This is a genomic window from Streptomyces sp. NBC_01298 (assembly GCF_035978755.1).
Lineage (GTDB): Bacteria > Actinomycetota > Actinomycetes > Streptomycetales > Streptomycetaceae > Streptomyces.
Map to the genome: position 1 here is coordinate 2,050,741 of NZ_CP108414.1, position 21,393 is coordinate 2,072,133.

Genomic DNA, 21,393 nt, shown 5'->3' on the forward strand with positions numbered 1-21,393 from the left:
CGACTGGAAGTGTGACGTTCCCGTGTCACACCGCCCGGAAATCTGGGGGGTCCGGGGGCCTCGCGGCCCCCGGACCGGCCGTCCTAGAGGGTGCCGGTGAGCAGTTCCGGACGGATCGGCGTCTTGTTGATCTCCAGACCGGTCGCCGCCCGGATCGCCGCGATGACGGCCGGGGTGGACGAGAGGGTCGGGGCCTCGCCCATACCGCGCAGGCCGTACGGGGCCTTCGGGTCGGCGAGCTCCAGGACGTCGACCGGGATGGTCGGGGTGTCGAGGATGGTCGGGATCAGGTAGTCCGTGAAGGAGGGGTTGCGCACCTTCGCGGTCTTCGGGTCCACGATGATCTCTTCCATGATCGCGACGCCCAGGCCCTGGGTGGTACCACCCTGGATCTGGCCGACCACGGAGAGCATGTTCAGCGCCTTGCCGACGTCCTGGGCGGTCGCCAGCTCGACGACCTTGACGAGGCCGAGCTCGGTGTCCACCTCGACGACCGCGCGGTGCGCGGCGAAGGTGTACTGGACGTGGCCGTTGCCCTGGCCGGTGACCAGGTCGAAGGGCTCGGTCGCGGCGTGACGGAACTCGAGCTCGATGTCGATCGCGTCCTCGCCCTCGAGGATGTCGGCGATGTCCGCGAGGACCTCTCCGCCATCGGTGACGACCTTGCCGCCTTCGAGGAGCAGCTCGGCGGTCGCCCACGCGGGGTGGTACGAGCCGTTCTTGCGCCGGCCGATCTCCAGGACCCTCTCGCGGACGGCCTCACAGGTGTTCTTCACGGCGCCACCGGTCATGTACGTCTGCCGCGAGGCGGACGTGGAACCGGCGGAGCCGACCTGCGTGTCGGCCGGGTGGATGGTCACCTGCGTGACACCCAGCTCGGTACGGGCGATCTGCGCGTGGACGGTGATGCCGCCCTGGCCGACCTCCGCCATGGCCGTGTGGACCATCGCGACCGCTTCGCCGTTGATGACCTCGAGGGTCACGCGGGCGGTGGAGTAGTCGTCGAAGCCCTCGGAGAAGCCGACGTTCTTGATGCCGACCGCGTAGCCGACGCCGCGGACGACGCCTTCACCGTGGGTGGTGTTCGACAGACCACCGGGCAGCGCGCGGACGTCCGCGTTCTCGCCGGCGGTCTCCCACTGGCGCTCCGGCGGCAGCGGGCGGGCCTTGACCCGGCGCAGCAGCTCGGCGACGGGCGCCGGAGCGTCCACGACCTGGCCGGTGGGCATGATCGTGCCCTGCTCCATGGCGTTGAGCTGACGGAACTCGACCGGGTCCATGCCCAGCTTCGCCGCGAGCTTGTCCATCTGGGCCTCGTAGGCGAAGCAGGCCTGGACGGCGCCGAAGCCGCGCATCGCGCCACAGGGCGGGTTGTTCGTGTAGAGCGCGATCGCCTCGATGTCCACGTCCTCCAGGACGTACGGACCGACCGAGAGGGAGGAGGCGTTGCCCACGACCGCCGGGGAAGCGGACGCGTAGGCGCCGCCGTCCAGGACGATCTTGCACTTCATGTGCGTGAGCTTGCCGTCCTTGGTGGCGCCGTGCTCGTAGTACAGCTTCGCCGGGTGACGGTGCACGTGGCCGAAGAAGGACTCGAAGCGGTTGTAGACGATCTTGACCGGCTTGTTCGTGGCCAGGGCCAGGAGGCAGGCGTGGATCTGCATCGAGATGTCTTCGCGGCCACCGAACGCGCCGCCGACGCCCGAGAGCGTCATGCGGACCTTCTCCGGCGGCAGGCCCAGGACCGGGGCGATCTGCTGGAGGTCCGAGTGCAGCCACTGGGTGGCGACGTAGAGCTCGACACCGCCGTCCTCGGACGGTACGGCCAGACCGGACTCCGGGCCGAGGAAGGCCTGGTCCTGCATGCCGAAGGTGTACTCGCCCTCGACGATGACGTCGGCGCGCTTGCGGGCCTCTTCCACGTTGCCGCGGATGATCGGCTGGCGGTGCACGATGTTCGGGTGCGGGACGTGACCGATGTGGTGGTCGTCGCGGCCCTCGTGGATCAGCGGCGCGCCCTCGGCGAGGGCGGAGGCCTCGTCCGTGACGAGCGGCAGCTCACGGTAGTCGATCTTGATCTTGGCGGCCGCGCGGCGGGCGGTCTCCGGGTGGTCGGCGGCCACGAGGGCGACCGGCTCACCGTGGTGACGGACCCGGCCGTTGGCGAGAACCGGGGTGTCCTGGATCTCGAGGCCGTAGTTCTTCATCTCGGCCGGCAGGTCGTCGTACGTCAGCACCGAGTAGACACCCGGCATCGCCAGGGCCTCGGAGATGTCGATCGAGACGATCTCGGCGTGGGCCACGGTGCTGCGGAGCGTCTGGCCCCACAGCATGTCCTCGTGCCACATGTCCGAGGAGTACGCGAACTCACCGGTCACCTTGAGGGTGCCGTCCGGGCGCAGCGTGGACTCGCCGATGCCGCCCTTGGTGTGGTTCTGCGTGACGTTGGTCGGCGTACCCGCCGGGACCGTGCGCGTGTTCTGGGCCATGGTCAGACCGCCTCAGACTGACGGGCGGCCGCGAGGCGGACCGCGTCGAGGATCTTCTCGTAGCCCGTGCAGCGGCAGAGGTTGCCGGACAGGGACTCACGGATGTCCTGGTCGGACGGGGAGGGGTTCTCCTCCAGCAGCGCGTCGGCCTGGACCAGGAGGCCCGGGGTGCAGAAACCGCACTGGACGGCGCCGGCGTCGATGAACGCCTGCTGGATGTTGGAGAGCTCGACACCCTCGCCGGTCTGCGAGTCGCCCGGCTTGGCCTGCCACTGCTTGGCCGCGTCCAGGGTGACGCCGCCCTTGCTGCCGCAGCCGCCGCCGGTGCCGCAGGCACCGCCGTGGCCGTGCTCGTCGCGCTGCTTGGCGAACTCCGCCAGGCCCTCGACGGTCACGACGTCGCGGCCCTCGACCTGACCGGCCGCGACCAGACAGGAACAGACCGGCACTCCGTCGAGACGGACGGTGCAGGAACCGCACTCGCCCTGCTCACAGGCGTTCTTCGAACCGGGCAGGCCCAGGCGCTCGCGCAGGACGTAGAGAAGGGACTCGCCCTCCCAGACGTCGTCGGCTTCCTGCTGACGGCCGTTGACAGTGAAATTGACGCGCATGATTACGCAGCCCCTTCAAGCGAGCGGCCGTTGTTCGAACCGCGGTACTGCTCCCACGTCCAGACGAGCTGGCGGCGAGCCATGATGCCGACCGCGTGGCGGCGGTACTTCGCCGTGCCGCGGACGTCGTCGATCGGGTTGGCCGCGCCGGAGGCGAGGTCACCGAACTGCTTGGCGATCGACGGGGTGATGACCTTGCCGGACTCCCAGAAGCCACCCTCTTCGAGCGCGGCGTTGAGGAACTCCTCGGCGGCCTTCGCCCGGATCGGGGTCGGCGCGGCCGAACCGATACCGGTACGGACCGTGCGGGTCTCGGGGTGCAGCGCCAGGCCGAACGCGCAGACGGCGATGACCATCGCGTTGCGGGAGCCGACCTTGGAGTACTGCTGGGGGCCGTCCGCCTTCTTGACGTGGACGGTCTTGATGAGCTCGTCGGCGGCCAGCGCGTTGCGCTTGACGCCGGTGTAGAACTCGTCGATCGGGATCAGGCGGGATCCGCGTACGGACTCCACCTCGACCTCGGCACCCGCCGCGAGGAGCGCGGGGTGGGAGTCGCCGGCCGGCGAGGCGCAACCGAGGTTGCCGCCGACACCGCCGCGGTTACGGATCTGCGGGGACGCGACCGTGTGCGAGGCGAGCGCGAGTCCCGGAAGCTCCGTGCGGAGGTTCTCCATGATCTGCGTGTACGGGACGGAGGCGCCCAGACGTACCACGTCCTCGCCGACCTCCCACTCCCGCAGGAGACCGATGCGGTTCAGGTCCAGGAGGTACTCCGGCCGACGGTGGTCGAAGTTGATCTCGACCATCACATCGGTGCCACCCGCAATCGGCACAGCTGTGGGGAACTCGGCCTTAGCGGCGAGCGCCTCCTCCCAGCTGGCGGGGCGAAGGAAGTCCATGTGCGGCTCTCTTCTTCTTAATCGGGTCGTTCACTTCAAGCCAGGAGGCCGTTGGGCCCTCGACTGGTCGTTCACGTGCTGTTAACGCGGTGTGGACTCAGTACACCGGCCCTGCGTCCCCCGGGTGCAGTCACCGAAACCATGAAGGAGTTGGCTGGGGACCTCCCTCGTCTTGTAGATTCGTATGAAAGGCAGGATGCGACGACCTGCCCGATTTCCAACGGCAACATTCGAGACAGATCGGCGGCGACATCATGCGGCTGCGCGCACTGCTGGAAACCGAGGCGCTGGGGCTGCGGCTGCTGGGCGGCGAGGAAGAACTCGACCGGACGGTCCGCGGGGTCATGACGACCGACCTACGGGATCCCAGCCGATACCTATCCGGAGGGGAACTGGTCCTCACTGGCCTGGCCTGGAGACGAAATTCAGCCGACTCCGAGCCGTTCGTACGAATCCTCGCGAGCGCCGGCGTGGCCGGGCTCGCGGCCGGCGAGGCGGAGCTGGGTGACATTCCCGACGACCTCGTCACGGCGTGTCTTCGCAACCGTCTCCCGTTGTTCGCTGTAAACGAAGACGTTGCATTCGCCACCATCACCGAGTACGTGGTGCGGCAGGTGTCGGGAGAGCGTGCCGGGGACCTCGCGGCCGTCGTGGACCGCCATCGGCGGCTCATGACCTCCGGTCCGGCCGGTGGCGGACCCGATGTGGTGCTCGATCTGCTCACCACGGACCTCGATCTCCGGGCCTGGGTGCTCTCGCCCACCGGACGGCAGATCGCCGGGGCGGGCGAGCCGCTGGCGCCGGGCATCTGCGCGGCACTGGCGAGCGAGCACCTCGCGGCGGTCCGGACGGGCCGCAGGGGACCGCACCGGATCTCCCTCCAGGGTATTACGTACTCCCTCTTCCCGATCAGGGGACACGGGCGCGGCGCCGCCGGTCCGGCGGCCCGGGACGTCCGCGAGAGCGTGCTCTCCGACTGGCTGCTGGCCGTCGAGGCCGACGCCGGCGACTGGCCCGCCGAGCGGCTCGACCTGCTCCAGGGCGTCACCCAGCTGATCGCCGTCGAGCGGGACCGCCGCGACGCGGCCCGTACGGTGCGCCGCCGCCTCGCCCAGGAGGTCCTGGAGCTGGTCCAGACGGGCGCTCCGCCCGCCGAGATCGCCGCCCGCCTGCGGGTGGCCGCGCCGGTGCTCCTGCCGGGGCTGGGCGCCGCCCCGCACTGGCAGGTCGTCGTGGCCCGGGTGGACTGGGACGGCGGTGACATCGCGGGCGGCCCCGTCGCCCAGTCGCTGCTGGAGGAGATCCTCGTCGACCCCTCCGTCTCGGGTCCCGAACCCTCGGACCGGATCGCCGTCGCGCACGCCGGGGACGAGGCGATCGCCCTCGTACCGCTGCCCGCGCCCGCCGGGGAGCCCGGCGAGGAGAAGGGCCCCGACACCGCCCTGCACGCGGAAACGCTGCTCGCGGCCGTACGGGACCCCCTGGCGGCCGGACTCGCCGACGACGGCCGGCTCACCCTGGGCGTCAGCGCGGCCGTGTCCTCCGCCGAGGGCCTGCGCGGGGCCCTGGAAGAGGCCCGGCACGCCCGCCGGGTCGCCGCGGCCCGCCCGGGCCGCGTCTGCGCGGCCGGCCACCACGAGCTGGCCTCGCACGTCCTGCTGCTCCCGTTCGTCCCGGACGACGTCCGCCGCGCCTTCACGGCCCGGCTGCTGGACCCGCTGCGCGACTACGACCGCCGCCACCGCGCGGAGCTCATCCCCACCCTCGAAGCCTTCCTGGACTGCGACGGCTCGTGGACCCGCTGCGCGACGCGGCTGCACCTCCACGTCAACACGCTGAGGTACCGGGTCGGGCGAATCGAGCAGTTGACGGCACGGGACCTTTCCCGGCTCGAGGACAAGCTCGACTTCTTCCTTGCACTGCGGATGAGCTGAGAAGATCCACCGCCTGACCGGCCGGGGGGCCGGTCGGGACCGACCGGGGGCCGTGCGGGGGTGGCTGATGATCCGTCCGGACTTTGTGAAAGAGTTCACCCGACCCCTTGGCCGAACCCGCCGATCCGTGCTCTCATTTCGCCCCAGGGCTCAACGACGTGCTGCTTGGTTGCTTTGGGGAGGGCAATGTGGCGGATACCGCCATGTCCAGTGCCGGAACTATCGGGGGAGACGACCCCCTCCAGCGGGCGATATGGCGGCTGCGCTCGCGCGGCTGTTGGACCGACGCGGCGGCCCTGCTGACGCCGCACCTGCACGATGCCGGAGCCGCCGTACAGCGGACCGGGCTCCTGGTCGAACGCTGCCTGTTCACCGGGCAGGGCTGGGCCGAGGCCGAGGACGCCCTACGGGTGGCCGAAGCGGTGTCCCAGGACGACGACGACCGCGGCGCGGCGGCGTGCGAGCGGGGTCACCTGGCGTACGCGGCGACCGTACTGGGCGTACGCGACCGGGCCGACGAGGCCCGCTCGGCCCTGGGGCGGGCGGCGGCGCTGCTGTCCCCGGGCTCCCGCACCCGGCCGCTGCTGGACTTCCGCCGGGGCCTGGTGGCCGAGCACCTGGCGGACGCCCCCTCATCGGCCCTGCCGGCCTACCGGCGGGCCCACGCGGGCGCCCTCGCCCACGGCGACACCCTCCTCCTGTCCTTCACCTGGCGGCACCTGGCGGCGCTGGCCCTGCGGGACGGCGAGGTCGCCGAGGCCCGCAAGGGCTTCGCGGAATCCCTCCGCATCCGGGAGGACCTCGGCTTCCTGATCGGCACGGCACCCGCCCTGGCGGCCCTGGCCGAAGCCGAACCGGAACCGGAGGCCGCCCGCCTCCGCGCCGAGGCCCGCCGCCTCTTCCACCTCCTGGGCGGCATCCCCACATGGCTGGCCGACCAACTCCACCCCGCACCAGCCCCTACACCTTCTTGACGCGCCGGACTCCTCCTCGACGCACCGCTGCGCGGGACTCCGTCCGTCGGTGACCCGGCGGGGTGCTCGCCTCCGCCGTCCCGGCGCGGGGCCCGGTGGGCGGGTGCGGGTGGCTCGGCCCTGCGGGGCGGAGTTCCCCTACCCGCCCTTCCACCGTTCCCCGGGCGCTGCCCGGACCCCGGTCCGGGCACGCCGGACCGGCTGAAGAGCAGGGGCCCCGGGCTGCGCCCGGACCCCCTGGGGCTCCGCCCCAGACCCCGGTCCTCAAACGCCGGAGGGCTGGAGTGGCGCGGGCGGCCTGAAATATCCCCCAGCCGGGGTCGGGGGCTGCGTGCCGGGGTCGGGGACGGGGGCGGGGTGGGGTGTTGGCCGGGACGTAAAGCGTGATGTGTGGCGCACTACTCGGGATTACTGTCGAAGTACGGCACAGGGCGCCTAAATCATGCAGTCCAGGCCGACACCCCACCCCGCCCCCGGCACCGACCCCCCACCCGCAGCGAGCGCCACACCGGCACAACCCCAGCCCCGCCGGCGCTTGAGGCGCAGGGCCCCGGGGACAGCGTCCCCGGCAGCATCGGCTCAGGCAGACCCGAAGTGGGCGCGGATCAGCGACTCCGCCACCCCCACGTCACCCAAAGACAGCGCGGCCACAACCGCGCAGTGCTCCGCCGCATCCGCCACCAGCTCCGCCCGCCGCACCCGCCGCGGCCCCGGCAGGGGCCACTGCGAGCGCCGGTGGAGATCCTCCGCCACCAGCAGGAGCTGCGCGTTGCCGGCCAGCCCGAGCACCGCACGGTGAAACGCCCGGTCCGCATCCGCATACCGCGCCGCATCACCCGCGGCCGCCGCCGCCTCCGCCTCAGCCGCCGCAGGCACCACCGCGGCCCAGGCCCCCGCCGGCACCGTACGGGCCAGCCGCAGCATCACGGGGACTTCGAGCAGCGCCCTGACCTCGGCCAGTTCCGCCAGCTCCCCCGGGGTCCGGGTCAGGACCCGGAACCCCCGGTTCGGGAGGCATTCCACGACCCCCTCCAGCGCCAGCTGCTGCATCGCCTCGCGCACGGGCGTCGCGGAGACCCCGAACCGCTCCCCCAGGGCCGGGCCCGAGTAGATCTCCCCCGGCTCCAGCTCGCCCGCGAGCAGCGCCGCACGCAGGGCGTCGAGGACCTGCCCGCGCACGGAGTGCCGTACGACCTTGCGGTCCTGCTTGCGGTCCTGCTGTTCCGGTACCCGGGCTCGGGCCGTATCGCGCACTCGGTCCTCCACGGGTTTCGACCTGCCCCCGAAGAATAGCCCGCCTTCCCACACCCCACGAAGATCAGATAAGGTAAGGCTTACCTGTTAACGATCGCGTGCTTGGGGGGTTCGTCATGACCATCACAGCCGACGCGCCCGCCCAGAGCCGCGTACAGCCCGTCCGCACCCCCGCCCCGCCCGGCTCTCCGGTGGCGGACGCGTACGCACGGCTGACCACCGCCTACGGCGGACTGCGCGTCACCGAACTCGCCCCGCACGAACCCTCCCCCCGCGGTGTGGGGTGGGTCGGCGCGGACGAGCTCGCGGCGGGCGGCGAGGCCCTGGAGACGTTCCTCGCGTGGGACGAGGCGCAGATGCTCCGCGACTACGGGCGCCCGGGTCGGCCCGACGTGGTGGCGGGCTTCGGACTGCACCGGTACGCGTGGGAGGCCTGTCTGCTGTTCACGGCTCCCTGGTTCCTGGACCGGCGCGTGCCGCTCCTGCCCCCGGAAGCCGTGTCCTTCCACCGGACCGACGGCCGGATGGCCGTCCGCGTCCACTCCTTCGCATGCCTGCCGGACGACCCGGCGGCAGCGCTCCCCGGGGCCCGGGTCGTGCCCGACGAGGACGCGCTGCGCGCGGAGGTACGGGCCGCGGTGGCCCTGCACCTCGAACCGGTGGTGGAGGGCTTCGGCCCGCGGACGCGGCGCGGGCGGCGCGCCCTGTGGGGCATGGTGACCGACGACGTGGTCGAGAGCCTCTGGTACGTGGCCAACCTGCTCGGCGAAGCCGAGGAGCAGCGGGCGATGCGCGAGCTGGACCGGCTCTTCCCGGGTTCGACCGCCCCGTACACGGGAGGCGCGGGCTTCCGGACCCTCGAAGCCCCGGACGGCCGGCAGCTGCCCACCCGCAACCGGGCGAGCTGCTGCTTCTTCTACACGATCCGCCCGGACGACACCTGCGTCACCTGCCCCCGCACCTGCGACGAGGACCGCGTGGCACGCCTGACGGCCGACAGCTGAGAGCCGCAGTCCGTCCCTACGGCGCCAGGGTGCGCAGGGGTGGGCGGCATCCGACGGGCCCGGACCTCCCCGACGGTCGGCCGGTGTCATCCGCCCGGACGTACGGCCGCCACCGAGTTTGCGCGCCGCCGCCTCCACCGCCTCAACCCACCCGTCCGGCTGACCGAAATCGAACTCAACCCGCCATGTGCGAGCGGGAGTTCGATCCGCAACACCCTATCCGGCGGGCTCCGCCCCCCGTTGGCGTCCACTTGCCCCGAAACCCGCGTGTACGACTCACCGGCTGCGCCACTATGGCGCCCGGAAAGCCGCACCGGCCACAAGCCGAACAGCCGCATACGCGAGGCAAGGGACAACCGCATGAGACTGACCGACATATCGCTGGACTGGCTGCTGCCCGGCAGCCTGCTGATCCTGGGCGTACTTGCGGCAGTGGCGGTACTGGCCCGGGGCAAGCGCGAAGGCGAGAAGGCCGGAGCGGCCGAGGACAGCTGGGAGCGCAGCGAGGAACGGAGGCGGCGCAAGGAAGCCGTCTACGGGACCGCCTCCTACGTCCTGCTCTTCTGCTGCGCGGCGGTCGCCGCGGCGCTCTCCTTCCACGGGCTGGTCGGCTTCGGCCGGCAGAACCTCAACCTGTCCGGGGGCTGGGAGTACCTGGTCCCCTTCGGCCTCGACGGCGCCGCCATGTTCTGTTCGGTGCTCGCCGTCCGCGAGGCCAGCCACGGCGACGCGGCCCTCGGCTCGCGCATGCTGGTCTGGCTGTTCGCGGGAGCGGCCGCCTGGTTCAACTGGGTGCACGCCCCCCGCGGTCTCGGCCACGACGGGGCTCCGCAGTTCTTCTCCGGCATGTCGCTGTCGGCGGCCGTGCTCTTCGACCGCGCGCTGAAGCAGACCCGCCGGGCCGCACTGCGCGAACAGGGCCTGATTCCGAGGCCGTTGCCGCAGATCCGGATGGTCCGCTGGCTGCGGGCACCCCGGGAGACCTTCGGCGCGTGGTCGCTGATGCTGCTGGAGGGGGTCCGCACGCTGGACGAGGCCGTGGACGAGGTGCGCGAGGACAAGAAGGAGAAGGAGAACGACCGGCACCGCCGGCGGGAGCAACACCGGCTGGACCGGGCGCACATCAAGGCGCTCGGCCGTCAGAACCGGGCGTTCGGGCGGGTGGCCCGGGCCCGTCAGGTCGAGGTGCCGGGGCTGGCCCCCGGAGCGGGCTCCGCGCCGGTCGGCGCGGAGCCGGCCATAGCGGAATCCGGACAGCTGCCGCTACGGCGCCGGCCCTCCCTGCAGGCCGTGAGCGGAACCGACCCTCTCGATAGGACCGAAAGGACCGACAGGACCGACAGGACCGACAGGACCGAGTCGGCCGCCACGGCCGCCGGCCCCCGGACGGTGGACCTCACCGCCGAGGACGACACGCAGACGCTCCCCCGACTCGACTCCCTGGAGCGCAAACTGAAGGACCTGGAGCAGCAGTTCGGCTGACGCCGCCGATGCGGCGGGCCCAGGCCCGTCCGGGAAGCGCGTCGCGGGGTCCGCCCGGTCACTCAGGCGGGCCCCGCCTCCTTCGCTCCGTCGAATTCGAACCACACGAGTTCGAACCACACCACCTTGCCGCCGCCCAGCGACACTCCGAGCGCGTCCACGCCCCAGGCGTCGGCGAGCGACTGCACCAGCACCAGCCCCCTGCCGTGCGTACCGTCGTCGGCGGACGGTACGTGCGGCCGGGGCCGGCGGGCGGCGTAGTCGCGGACCTCCACCCGGAGCCGGTCGTCGGCGAGCGTCGCGGAGATCTCGGCGCCCTGATCCGTGTGGACGAGGGCGTTCGTGACGAGCTCGGTGATCAGCAGCTCGGCCACCTCGGCAGCCTCCGTACGGCACCGGTGACGCATCAACTCCCTTAAGTCCCTGCGGACTTCTCCCACGGCTTTCAAATCGGCCCGCCGCACGCTGCGGGTGATCCCCGAGGCGTCCCCCGCCGTCCCGTCCTCGGCCGACGGTTCGCGCGGCACCGGCCGCCCCCTCCGCCACAGCTTTCCGGCCTTCGCCCCCACCCGCACGGCGATGTACCTCCCGCATGTCCCCGCTACCCGACGGCCCGTCGGTCGAACAGGCCTACGGGATGCATGCCCCCCGGGGGAATCCGCACGCATCCGGGCTCAAGGGCGCGGCACGTTGCGGAGGTTGGATCGAGCCATCTGGATCATCCGGCCCACCCCTCCGTCCAGCACGATCTTGCTGGCCGAAAGTGCGAATCCGGTCACCATCTCGGCGCTGATCTTCGGTGGAATCGACAGCGCGTTGGGGTCCGTGACCACGTCCACCAGAGCGGGTCCCTTGTGCTTGAAAGCATCCTTCAAAGCCGCTGTGAGCTGCTTGGGCTTCTCCACGCGGACCCCGTACGCGCCCGCCGCGCGGGCGATCGCGGCGAAGTCGGGGTTCTTATTCGTCGTTCCGTACGAAGGAAGGCCGGAAACCAGCATCTCCAACTCGACCATACCGAGCGATGAGTTGTTGAAGAGGACCACTTTGACGGGGAGGTCGTACTGCACCAGGGTGAGGAAATCTCCCATCAGCATGGAGAAACCGCCGTCGCCCGACATCGACACCACTTGACGTCCGCGATCGGTGAACTGTGCGCCGATGGCCTGCGGAAGGGCGTTGGCCATGGAGCCGTGGCTGAAGGATCCGATGATGCGGCGCTTTCCGTTCGGGGAAAGATAGCGCGCCGCCCATACGTTGCACATGCCCGTGTCCACGGTGAACACGGCGTCCTCGTCGGCCAGTTCGTCGAGCACGGCGGCCACGTACTCGGGATGGATGGGCGTGTGCTTCTCCACCTTGCGCGTGTACGCCTTCACCACTCCCTCCAGCGCGTCCGCGTGCTTCTTCAGCATCCGGTCGAGGAACCGGCGGTCTGTCTTGGCCTTCACCCGGGTGTTCAGCGCGCGCAGGGTCTCCCGTACGTCGCCCCAGACCGCGAGGTCCAGCTTGGAGCGCCGGCCGAGGTGTTCGGGCCGGATGTCCACCTGGACGATCTTGACGTCGTCGGGGAGGAAGGCGTTGTACGGGAAGTCCGTGCCGAGCAGGATCAGCAGATCGCACTCGTGGGTGGCCTCGTAGGCCGCGCCGTAGCCGAGCAGCCCGCTCATACCGACGTCGTAGGGATTGTCGTACTGGATCCACTCCTTGCCGCGCAGGGCGTGGCCGATCGGCGCCTTGACCCGGCCGGCGAACTCCATGACCTCGGCGTGCGCGCCGGCGGTGCCGCTGCCGCAGAACAGGGTGACCCGGTCGGCCTCGTCGATGAGCCGGACCAGCTTGTCGATCTCGCCGTCGCCGGGCCGTACGGTCGGCCGCGCGGTCACGAGCGCCTGCTCGACGCTCTGCTCCGGGGCGGGCAGGGAGGCGATGTCCCCGGGCAGCGACACCACGCCGACGCCGCCGCGCCCGATGGCGTGCTGGATGGCGCTCTGCAGGACCCGGGGCATCTGCCGGGGGTTGGAGATCAGCTCGCTGTAGTGGCTGCACTCGGTGAACAGCCGGTCGGGGTGGGTCTCCTGGAAGTAGCCGAGGCCGATTTCGGAGGAGGGGATGTGGGAGGCCAGCGCGAGGACCGGCGCCATGGAACGGTGGGCGTCGTAGAGCCCGTTGATCAGGTGGAGGTTGCCGGGGCCGCAGGAGCCCGCGCAGGCGGCGAGGGACCCGGTGATCTGGGCCTCGGCGCCGGCCGCGAAGGCTGCGGTCTCCTCGTGGCGCACCTGGATCCACTCGATGCCGCCGGTGCGGCGGATCGCGTCGACGACGGGGTTGAGGCTGTCCCCGACGACTCCGTACATCCGGCGCACGCCGGCGCGCACGAGGATGTCGATGAACTGCTCCGCCACGTTCTGCTTGGCCATGGAGGGGGCACCCTTCCCTTTTCCGGTTCGGCTCTGCCGCGTGCGCCTCCCATCCACGCATGATCCGCCGGGTTACGCCTCCCAGACCGCGGCGGCCGTCCGGTCGTCGGCGTACCCCTTGAGCCGGAGCTGGGTGTCCGCGAGGAAGGCGGCGAGGCCCGGCGGGGGTGCGTCGGCCCAGCGGGCGGAGAGCTCGGCGGAGAGCGGCCGCTCCTCGCGCATCGGGTCGGCGAGGCCGCCGGAGCACAGCAGCAGGGTGTCGCCGGGGCGGGCCACGGAGGCCCGGAAGCGGAACGCGGCCCGGTCGGGGGACGCCGGTCCCGGCTCCTCCAGGTCCCGCCACTGTCCGTCCCGGAGCCGGAACAGCCCGCCCGCGCCCGCGCCGAAGCAGATCCGGGTGCGGCAGCCGGGGTCCACCGGCAGCAGCAGTCCGCGCAGCCCGGCCGTGTAACCGTCCTCCGGGAGCCCCAGCTCGGCGGCGCGGGCGCGCAGCTGCCCGTAGCCGCGGTCGGTGAGCCGCTGGAGCCCCGAGCGCAGGGCTTCGCGGCGGCCGTCGCGGATGTCCTGCGACAGCCGCTCCTGGCTCCGCCCGACGGCCGCGGCGACGGAGCGGCACACCTCGGCGGCCGCCTCGGCGGCCCCGGGTGCGGAGCGGTCCCCGCCGGCGAGCACGACCAGGACCAGCGCGTCGGGGCCGGTGCCGAAGCGGGCGGTGAGCAGGTAGTCCCGCCGTGCCTCGCCCCGGAACCGGGCGGAGTCCCCGCGCACGGAGGCGGCCCGCAGCGTGTAGCCGCCGTACTGGGCCCCCTCCAGCACGGTGTCGGGCGTCAGCGAGCCGAGCCCGGCGGGGTCGGCGGCGGGCAACGCGATGGGCTCGGCGGCGTAGGTGGGCGGCCGATCCCCCAGGTACGCCACCACGGGCCGCGGCCCCCCGGCCCCCTGCCCGGGCCCGTGCCCGGCCTCCGGAGCAGCCCCAGGATCCGGCCCGGGCCATGCCCCGGCCCCGGAGCCCGCCGCGAGGCCCGCATCGGCACCGCCCCCGGGCGCGGGCGCGGAACCCCAGCCCGTTCCGGAACCGGGATGCGACCCAAGCGCGAACCCGGTTTCGGGACCGGACCTTGGATCCGAACCGGTGCCGTGTCCGGACCTCGGATCTACGCCAGGGCCGGTGCCGGAGGCGGCGCCAGAGCCGGGGCCGGAGCCGGAGCTGGGGCCGGAGCTCGGGGCGGAGCCGGGGCCGGGTACCGCGCCCGTGCCGGGGCCCGTGCCACTGTCGGAGCCGCGGGGCGCGCCCAGGCCGAGGCCCGCGCCCGCGCCGGAGCCGGAGCCACGGCCACCGTCGGAGCCGGCCGTCTCCAGGCCGAGGCCCGCGGCCGTACCGGAGCCGGAGGCAAGGCCGGGGCCAGAGCTGGAGCCAAACCCGGCGCCGGAGCCCGTGCCGAGGCCCGTGCCGGAGCCAAGGCCACTGTCGGAGCCGGCCGTCCCCAGGCCGAGGCCCGCGCCCGCGCCGGAGGCGGAGTCGGAGCCCGTGCCGGAGCCAAGGCCACTGTCGGAGCCGGCCGTCCCCAGGCCGAGGCCCGCGCCCGTACCGGAGGTGGAGTCTGTGCCCGTACCGAGGCCCGCGCCGGAGCCCGAGCCTGAGTCGGAGCCCTGGCCTGAACCCCGATCCAGGCCCGAGCCTGAATCGAGCCCGGGGTCGGCCCCCGAAGCCGGGGCAGAGTCCGGATCGGGCGCGGAAGCGGAACCCGGGCCCGGGCCCGGGAGTGAGCTGGTGCCCGGCCCCGTCCAGGGGCTCCGCCCGGCATCCGCGCTCGCACTCGGTGCCGGGGCGGCAGGCCCCGGGTGCCCGGCTCCGGCGTGCGTGCCTTCGGGGTCGTATCCGGCATCCGCCGGGGGCGTAGCCGCTGGCGGTACGTCGTCCCGTGGGCCCCAGCTCCAGTCGGACGGGTCCCCCGACTCCTCGGCGGGCAGCGCGGGCGGGACGGTGACGCTGCCGAGGGCGTACCAGGTCTGGCCTCCCTCCCGCGGATCCCGCGGCGGAGGCAGCACCGAGCCGCCGTACGCGTCCTCCGCGCGGGGAAGCGGCCCCGGCGGCTCCGCCTCCGGCCAGCCAACGACCACGGGCGGCACCGCTTCAGCCTCAGACGCCGCCCCGCCAAAAGCCACCGGCGGCTCGGCTTCCACCTCAGGCGCCGGTCCGCCAAAAGCCACCGACGGCCCCGCCTCCGGCCAAGGAGCAGCAGCCACCGGCGGCTCCGCCTCCACCCCAGGCGCCACCCCACCAACGACCACCGACGGCCCCGACTCCGGCCAAGGAGCAGCAGCCGCCGGCGGCAGCGCCTCCACCCCAGGCGCCGCCCCGCCGACGGCCACGGACGGCGCAGGCCGGGGAGCGGGCGGGGCCGCCTCCGGAGCCGGGCCAGGAGCGGGCCGGGGAGCGGGCACGGCCCCCTCCGGCCCGGGAGGAGCCACGCGTGGCTCCGCTTGCGCCGCGGGCAGCGGCGACGGCTCCGCCGGAGCCTGGGCGGCGGGTTCCGTCAGGGGGTCCGGGGTCGCCCGGGGGGCCGGTACCGGGGTCGGGGCGACCAGGACCGCCGCCGAGCGGAAGCGGTGTTCCAGGGTGTCCCGGGGGTCGGGTTCGGGGCCCCCGTCGGGGTCCTCGTAGAGCTTCTGCCACCAGTCATCCGCGCCCGCGTCCCGCTGACTCATGGCCCTCATTGTCGGGCTCCGGCGCGACCGAAATCCGGCGAACGCAGGAAAAGGGGGGCCCATCGGACCGCCGTCCGATGGACCCCCCTGCTCTATGTCGTACGACTTAGCGAATGTCGTACGCCCGCGCGACCATCTGGGTGACGGTGGCGCCGTTCTTGTCGGTCAGTTCGACCTTGAGCATGACCTGCTTGCCCGCGGCTCCGGCGTGGTCCACGGTCGCGGTCCACTGCCCGCCGCGCTCGCTCACCTTCGCCTCGGTCCAGCTGCCGCCCTCGTCGTACGAGTACGACAGCTTGGCCGACTTGAGCGCGCCGGGCGCGTAGCCCGCGTGCCCGCTGACCGAGAGGCCGATCCGCTGGCCGTTGGCCGCGGCCAGCGTCTTCATGCCGTCCAGCGGGGCGGAGATCCGCGGGAAGATGACCGGCAGCGCCTGCGAGTACTGCGTCTCGTCCAGCTTCGAGCGGAAGGTCCAGGTGGTCTGGATCGCGGAGGATCGCTGCCAAGTGCGGGACGGCTGGCCGACCTTCTCCAGCTGCTGGGTCAGTTCGTACGTGGCCTCGCCGGCCGGGACCTCGAAGGCCCCGAACGGGTAGCCGGTGTCGCCCAGCGACTCGCCGTCGACCTTGAGCGAGACGTTGCCGAGGTCGCCGAAGCCGCCCTGCTGGGCGTAGTGGCCGGTGTCCCCCCACATCGCGGAGGAGAAGCCGATCAGGTTGCCCTGCCGCTCGGCGGCCAGCTGCTCCTTGCCCGCGGTGTCGCGCGGCGCCACCGGGCCGATGACCCCGTCGTACCAGTTCTCGGCGCGCTTCGAGCCCGCCTTGTACGTGCGGTGCTGGTCGGTCATGAACTCGCCCCACGGGAAGCTGCTGGAGACCATGTGGTCCCAGGCGGTGTCCCCGGCGGAGTAGTACTCGGTGCGCTTGCCCGGTACCGCGACGGTGTCGATGGAGCCGAAGTACACGGCGCCGCCCTGCGGGCGGTAGGCCCCGGTCACGTCGATGTAGTCGGCGGCGACGCCCATGGACTGGTAGGCCGATTCGACGGCGCCGAGCTCGCGGTCGCGCACCCGGTAGGTGCGGTCGCCGCGGACCTGGCCCTTCTCGATCTGCGCGAGGTTGTAGACGTACGGGCTCTTCGCGGTGCCCTTCCAGGTCAGCGTGACCCCGCCCTTGACGATCTTGTCCAGCAGGGCCTGGCCCTCGCCGGTCTCGACGGCCAGCAGCGGAAGGGATCCGCCCGCGTAGCCGCCGAAGGCCTGCCAGCGGCCGGGGGCTTCGCGGTAGAGCACGACGGCCTTGGCGCCGGCCGCCTTCGCGTTCTGCGAGATCTCGTAGGCCATGGTCTCGTCCGTCACCTTGACCAGGGCGATCGCGCCCTTGGCGGCGACGGCCGCGAACTCCTCGGGCGTGCCCGAACCGGCGTTGACGAGCGGGGCGCTGCCGGTTCCGTCGAGGTTCTCGCTGCCGGTGGAGGCGGTGATCGGGTGCAGCACCCGGCCGCCCTTCACCTTCAGCTCGGAGAGCAGCGGGGCGGCCGCCCGCCAGTAGCTGCCGAACTCGAAGTCGCCCTCCTCGGCCTTGCCGTCGACCGAGGCGTAGTAGCCGCGGATCGTCCGGCCGCCCATGGCGGTGCCGGCGTGCTGCCAGCCCTCCGCGCCCCAGGAGCGGGAGAAGGCGAGGGTGGTGGCGCGCGCCTCGGTGGGCTTGTCGGTGGCGATGCTCAGCTTGGCCGCCTTGCGGGCGTCCAGCACGATCACCGTGTCCTTCTTGATCTCCGTCTGGGGACGGCCGAGGTAGGTGAGCGAGTCGTACATCCGGTCGCCCTCGCCGGCGTCGGGGGTGCCGACGAAGGCGGAGAGGAAGTACGAGCCCGGGCGGACCCGGTACACCTGGTCCACGGCGCCCTCGTTGAAGCGGCGCTCACCGGTGGCGTCGTCGGTGCCGATCAGGTCCAGGGAGGACGGGCCGGCGGCCGGCTTGCCCGCGCGGTCGATGAGCTTGACGCGCACCGTGACCGTCTCGGGCTCCACGTAGAGGGAGAAGGGGGTGGAGACGTGCTCGCCGTTCGCCGTGGCGATGACGCGGCCGGTGACGTCCCCGTACTGGGAGCGCTCCAGCTTCGCGGCGGGGTCCAGGGCGAGCGGCACCTTGACGGTGGCGCCGGCCGGGACGGTCACGGTGCGCTTGTCCAGACGCGCGACCTGGCTGCGGACGGCGGAGCCGTCGTTGCCGGTGACCTTCTCCACGGAGAGGTTCAGCGTGACGGGCTTCTTGCCCGTGTTGGTGTACGGGATCTCCACGCCGGTGCGGTCGCTGCGGTCCTGCGGCCAGTTGTACGTGCCGCCCTGCACCGCGGGGGCGCTGGTGACGGTGGCGCCGATGGCGGCCTTGACGTCGAGCCGGCCACCGCCGGTCTCCCGTACGTCGCCCGGGACCGCGGTGTTCGCGGAGCCGACGAGCGCGGCCTTGATCTGCTGCGCCGTCCAGTCGGGGTGGCGCTGCTTGACGATGGCGGCGGCGCCCGCGACGTGCGGGGTGGCCATCGAGGTGCCGGACATGGACTGGTACGCGTACACCCCGCGGCCGCCCATGTTGGCGGCGGAGATCTGGACGCCGGGGGCGGCGATCTCGGGCTTGAGGGTGTGGTTCAGGCCGGCCGGGCCGCGGCTGGAGAAGGAGGCCGTCGTGTCGTCGCGGTCGACGGCGCCGACGGTCAGCACGCTGGGCGCGCAACCGGGCGAGGAGACCGTGTTGTTGCCGGGGCCGGCGTTGCCGGCGGCGATGACGAAGAGGCTGTCGCTGCTCTGGGCCAGCGCCTCGGTGGCCGCGGCCATCGGGTCGTCGCAGGAGAGCTGGGAGGGGTCGCCCAGGCTCATGGAGATCACGTCGGCCTTGCTGTCGACGGCCCACTGCATGCCCGCGATGATCCAGGAGTCCAGGCCGTAGCCGGAGTCGTTGAGGACCTTGCCGCTGAGCAGCTGGGCGCCGGGGGCGACGCCCTTCTTGGCGCCGCCGCTGGCGGCGCCGGAGCCGCCCACGGTGGAGATGGTGTGGGTGCCGTGACCCTGGCGGTCCTCGGCGGTGTCCGAGTCGGTGAAGTTCTTGGCTTCGGCGACGCGGCCCTTGAGGTCGGGGTGTTCGAGGTCGGTGCCGGTGTCGAGGACGGCGACCTTGGTGCCCTTGCCGTCGAATCCGGCGGCCCACGCCGCGGTGGCGCCGACCTGCTTGGTGGAACGCTCCAGGTTCGCCTGGACCTTGCCGTCCAGCCACAGCTTCTTCAGCGGGGCGGAGGCGGCCGACCGGGCGTGCGGGCTGACGTTCGCGCCGGTGACGTCGGCCCAGAAGTCGGCGGCCTTCTCCTTGTCGGCGGCGAGTGCGACGCCGCCGATGGAGCCGAGGACCAGCTTCTGCTCGGCGCCGCGCGGAGCGGGCGGGGTGCTGCGCGCGAGGCTCGCGGAGCGCTCGTACACGGCGATCAGCGGGAGCTTCTTGGCGTGCGTGTCGTCGTAGCCCTGCCGGATCAGGCCGGTGACGTTGAAGAGCTCCTCGTCGACCTTGCCCGCGGCGAGCGCCGTGACCGCGCTCTCGGGGTACACGTAGAGGTCCTTGCCCGCCTGGCGGGTCTGCACGATCGGCTGCGAGCCGTCCGCGCGGGGCATCGCGGTGGCGGCCGTACGGCCCTGCGCGTCGGTGGACACCAGGACGCGGTCGCCGGTGACCAGGGTCACCGTGACGGGGCCGGTGGGCTGCTTCGCCGCCTCCTGGCTCCCCGTGAGGGGCTTCTTCGCCGTGCCGGACCCTGCTCCGGACGCTCCGTCGCTCGGCTGCGCCGTGGACGGGCCCACGGCCGTGACGGCCAGGACGGCCGCGATGGCCGCTCCCAGTGCCGTACGCGATATCGGGCGCATCGCTCTCCCCAGGTGAATTCCGGCCAACTACTGCATTGCACGGCGAAATCGCCGCGTAAATGGCTTCTGGCCAGCGGATGTTGGTGCTGCGGTGGCGCCACCTTGGCAGAGGGGCGCCAGGTGCGGCGATGATGTCGGCGGCGGGTTTGCGCCGTGGCCGCTTCCCGCCAGGAACGGTTCCGAGAGGGTTGGGTGGACGAGTTGCTGGGTGCGATAGGTCTCGACGAAGGACAGGAGTCCGCTTACCGCGCGCTGGTCGCGCTGGGGGCGGCGGAGATACCGGACCTCGCGCACCGGCTGACCCTGCCGGTGCAGCAGACCGAACGGACCCTGCGCCACCTGGAGCGCCACGGGCTCGCCGCCCAGTCCTCCGCCCGGCCGGGCCGGTGGGTCGCGGCCCCGCCCGGGGTGGCCCTGGGCGCGCTGCTCACCCAGCAGCGGCACGAGCTGGAACAGGCGGAGCTGGCGGCGGCCCTGCTGGCGGAGGAGTACCGGGCGGAGGCCGCCGAGCCGGCCGTGCACGACCTGGTGGAGGTGGTGACGGGCGCGAGCGCGGTGGCCCACCGCTTCCACCAGCTCCAGCTCGGCGCGGTGGAGGAGGTGTGCGCGCTGGTCAGCGGCCGGCCGCAGGTGGTGACGGGGACGGAGAACGAGGCGGAGGAGCGGGCGGCCGTACGGGGCGTCGCGTACCGGGTGGTCATCGAGCGGGAGGTGCTGACCCTGCCGACCGGGATCCGCGAGGCCTCCACGGCGCTGGCGCGCGGCGAGCACATCAGGGTGTCGGCCGCGGTGCCGACCAAACTCGTCATCGCGGACCGGACGCTCGCGATGGTCCCGCTGACGGCGCGCGGCGCGGAGCCGGCGGCGCTGGTCGTGCACGCGTCGGGGCTGCTGGAGTCCCTGATGGGCCTCTTCGAGGCGGTCTGGCGGGAGTCGCTCCCGCTGCGGCTGGGCTCCACCGGGGCGCCGGAGGAATCCGATGGCGGACCGGACGCCACGGACCTGGAGATCCTCACCCTGCTGCTGGCGGGGATGACGGACGCGAGCGTGGCGAAGCACCTGGAGCTGGGCCTGCGGACGGTGCAGCGGCGGGTCAAGGGCCTGATGGAACTGGCGGGGGTCACGACCCGGCTCCAGCTGGGCTGGTACGCGTACGAACGGGGCTGGGTGGCCCGATAGCCCCAGGTCAGGCAGGCTGAGCAGATGGATCTGCCTCAGCTGCCCCAGTTGCTGCTGGTGGGGCTGGTGCTGGTGCTCGGATTGCTCGGGGTACTGGTCCCCGGCGTCCCCGGCACCCTCCTCGTCTGGGCCGGGGTCCTGTGGTGGGCGCTGCACGAACGGTCGTCGGTGGCCTGGGGCCTGCTGGCGGGCGCGACGGCGCTGCTGCTGGTGGTGCAGGTGGTGAAGTGGCTGCTGCCCCCGCGACGGCTCCGGGGCGTCGGCGTCACCCGCCGGATGGTGGTGTACGCGGGCGCGGGTGCGGTACTGGGCTTCGTGCTGCTCCCGGTCGTCGGCACGGTCCCGGGCTTCGTGGGCGGCATCTACCTCTGCGAGCGGCGCCGCCTGGGCACGCACGGGGAGGCGTGGGCGTCGGTACGGTCGGTGATGCGGGCGGTGGGGACGAGCGTGCTGGTGGAGCTGTTCGCGTGCCTGCTGGTGGTGGGGGCGTGGGTGGGCGCGCTCGTGTGGGCGTAGCCGCGGCGCGGACAC

General features: G+C 72.7%; 14 protein-coding genes. 6 read left to right on the forward strand and 8 right to left on the reverse strand.

Going from position 1 to position 21,393, the window contains the following annotated elements; translation table 11 throughout:
* Nucleotides 1-83: 83 nt before the first annotated feature.
* The 3 genes from OG730_RS09265 to OG730_RS09275 are packed head-to-tail and all read right to left on the reverse strand — an operon-like array spanning nt 84 to nt 3,999.
* Nucleotides 84-2,489 (reverse strand): xanthine dehydrogenase family protein molybdopterin-binding subunit, encoded by a 2,406-nt coding sequence (locus tag OG730_RS09265; RefSeq protein ID WP_327303785.1) that lies wholly within the window; start codon nt 2,487-2,489, stop codon nt 84-86.
* Nucleotides 2,490-2,491: 2 nt separating this feature from the next.
* A complete protein-coding gene (locus OG730_RS09270; protein WP_250744167.1) occupies nt 2,492-3,100 on the reverse strand; it encodes a (2Fe-2S)-binding protein in 609 nt (202 codons plus the stop codon).
* A gap of 2 nt (nt 3,101-3,102) precedes the next feature.
* On the reverse strand, nt 3,103-3,999 hold the full coding sequence (locus tag OG730_RS09275) for an FAD binding domain-containing protein (RefSeq protein ID WP_250744166.1): 897 nt from the start codon (nt 3,997-3,999) through the stop codon (nt 3,103-3,105).
* Between the two features lie 254 nt (nt 4,000-4,253).
* Here OG730_RS09275 and OG730_RS09280 point away from each other — a divergent pair, with 254 nt between their 5' ends.
* A complete protein-coding gene (locus OG730_RS09280; RefSeq protein ID WP_250744165.1) occupies nt 4,254-5,933 on the forward strand; it encodes a PucR family transcriptional regulator in 1,680 nt (559 codons plus the stop codon).
* Nucleotides 5,934-6,136: 203 nt separating this feature from the next.
* Nucleotides 6,137-6,907: a hypothetical protein gene (locus OG730_RS09285; RefSeq protein WP_327303786.1), complete on the forward strand. Its 771-nt coding sequence runs from the start codon at nt 6,137-6,139 to the stop codon at nt 6,905-6,907.
* Between the two features lie 579 nt (nt 6,908-7,486).
* On the opposite strand, the gene OG730_RS09290 is transcribed toward OG730_RS09285, so the two are convergent.
* On the reverse strand, nt 7,487-8,161 hold the full coding sequence (locus OG730_RS09290) for a GntR family transcriptional regulator (protein WP_327303787.1): 675 nt from the start codon (nt 8,159-8,161) through the stop codon (nt 7,487-7,489).
* Between the two features lie 116 nt (nt 8,162-8,277).
* Here OG730_RS09290 and OG730_RS09295 point away from each other — a divergent pair, with 116 nt between their 5' ends.
* The gene (locus tag OG730_RS09295) at nt 8,278-9,165 is read left to right on the forward strand and encodes a (2Fe-2S)-binding protein (RefSeq protein WP_327303788.1); all 888 of its coding nucleotides are present in this window, start codon (nt 8,278-8,280) and stop codon (nt 9,163-9,165) included.
* Nucleotides 9,166-9,525: 360 nt separating this feature from the next.
* Nucleotides 9,526-10,647: a DUF2637 domain-containing protein gene (locus OG730_RS09300; RefSeq protein ID WP_327303789.1), complete on the forward strand. Its 1,122-nt coding sequence runs from the start codon at nt 9,526-9,528 to the stop codon at nt 10,645-10,647.
* A 62-nt stretch (nt 10,648-10,709) separates the two neighbouring features.
* On the opposite strand, the gene OG730_RS09305 is transcribed toward OG730_RS09300, so the two are convergent.
* The 4 genes from OG730_RS09305 to OG730_RS09320 form a co-directional block, all read right to left on the reverse strand.
* Nucleotides 10,710-11,174, reverse strand: a complete 465-nt coding sequence (locus tag OG730_RS09305) for an ATP-binding protein (RefSeq protein ID WP_327303790.1) — start codon at nt 11,172-11,174, stop codon at nt 10,710-10,712.
* A 147-nt stretch (nt 11,175-11,321) separates the two neighbouring features.
* A complete protein-coding gene (locus OG730_RS09310; RefSeq protein ID WP_327303791.1) occupies nt 11,322-13,064 on the reverse strand; it encodes a pyruvate dehydrogenase in 1,743 nt (580 codons plus the stop codon).
* A gap of 72 nt (nt 13,065-13,136) precedes the next feature.
* On the reverse strand, nt 13,137-13,982 hold the full coding sequence (locus OG730_RS09315) for a protein phosphatase 2C domain-containing protein (RefSeq protein WP_442814864.1): 846 nt from the start codon (nt 13,980-13,982) through the stop codon (nt 13,137-13,139).
* A gap of 1,897 nt (nt 13,983-15,879) precedes the next feature.
* On the reverse strand, nt 15,880-19,683 hold the full coding sequence (locus OG730_RS09320; RefSeq protein ID WP_327303792.1) for a S8 family peptidase: 3,804 nt from the start codon (nt 19,681-19,683) through the stop codon (nt 15,880-15,882).
* A 201-nt stretch (nt 19,684-19,884) separates the two neighbouring features.
* Between OG730_RS09320 and OG730_RS09325 the strand changes: the two genes are divergently transcribed.
* Nucleotides 19,885-20,862: a helix-turn-helix domain-containing protein gene (locus tag OG730_RS09325; protein WP_327309201.1), complete on the forward strand. Its 978-nt coding sequence runs from the start codon at nt 19,885-19,887 to the stop codon at nt 20,860-20,862.
* A gap of 24 nt (nt 20,863-20,886) precedes the next feature.
* Complete coding sequence (locus tag OG730_RS09330) at nt 20,887-21,378, forward strand: DUF456 domain-containing protein (protein WP_327303793.1); 492 nt, start codon at nt 20,887-20,889, stop codon at nt 21,376-21,378.
* The last annotated feature ends 15 nt before the right edge of the window (nt 21,379-21,393 follow it).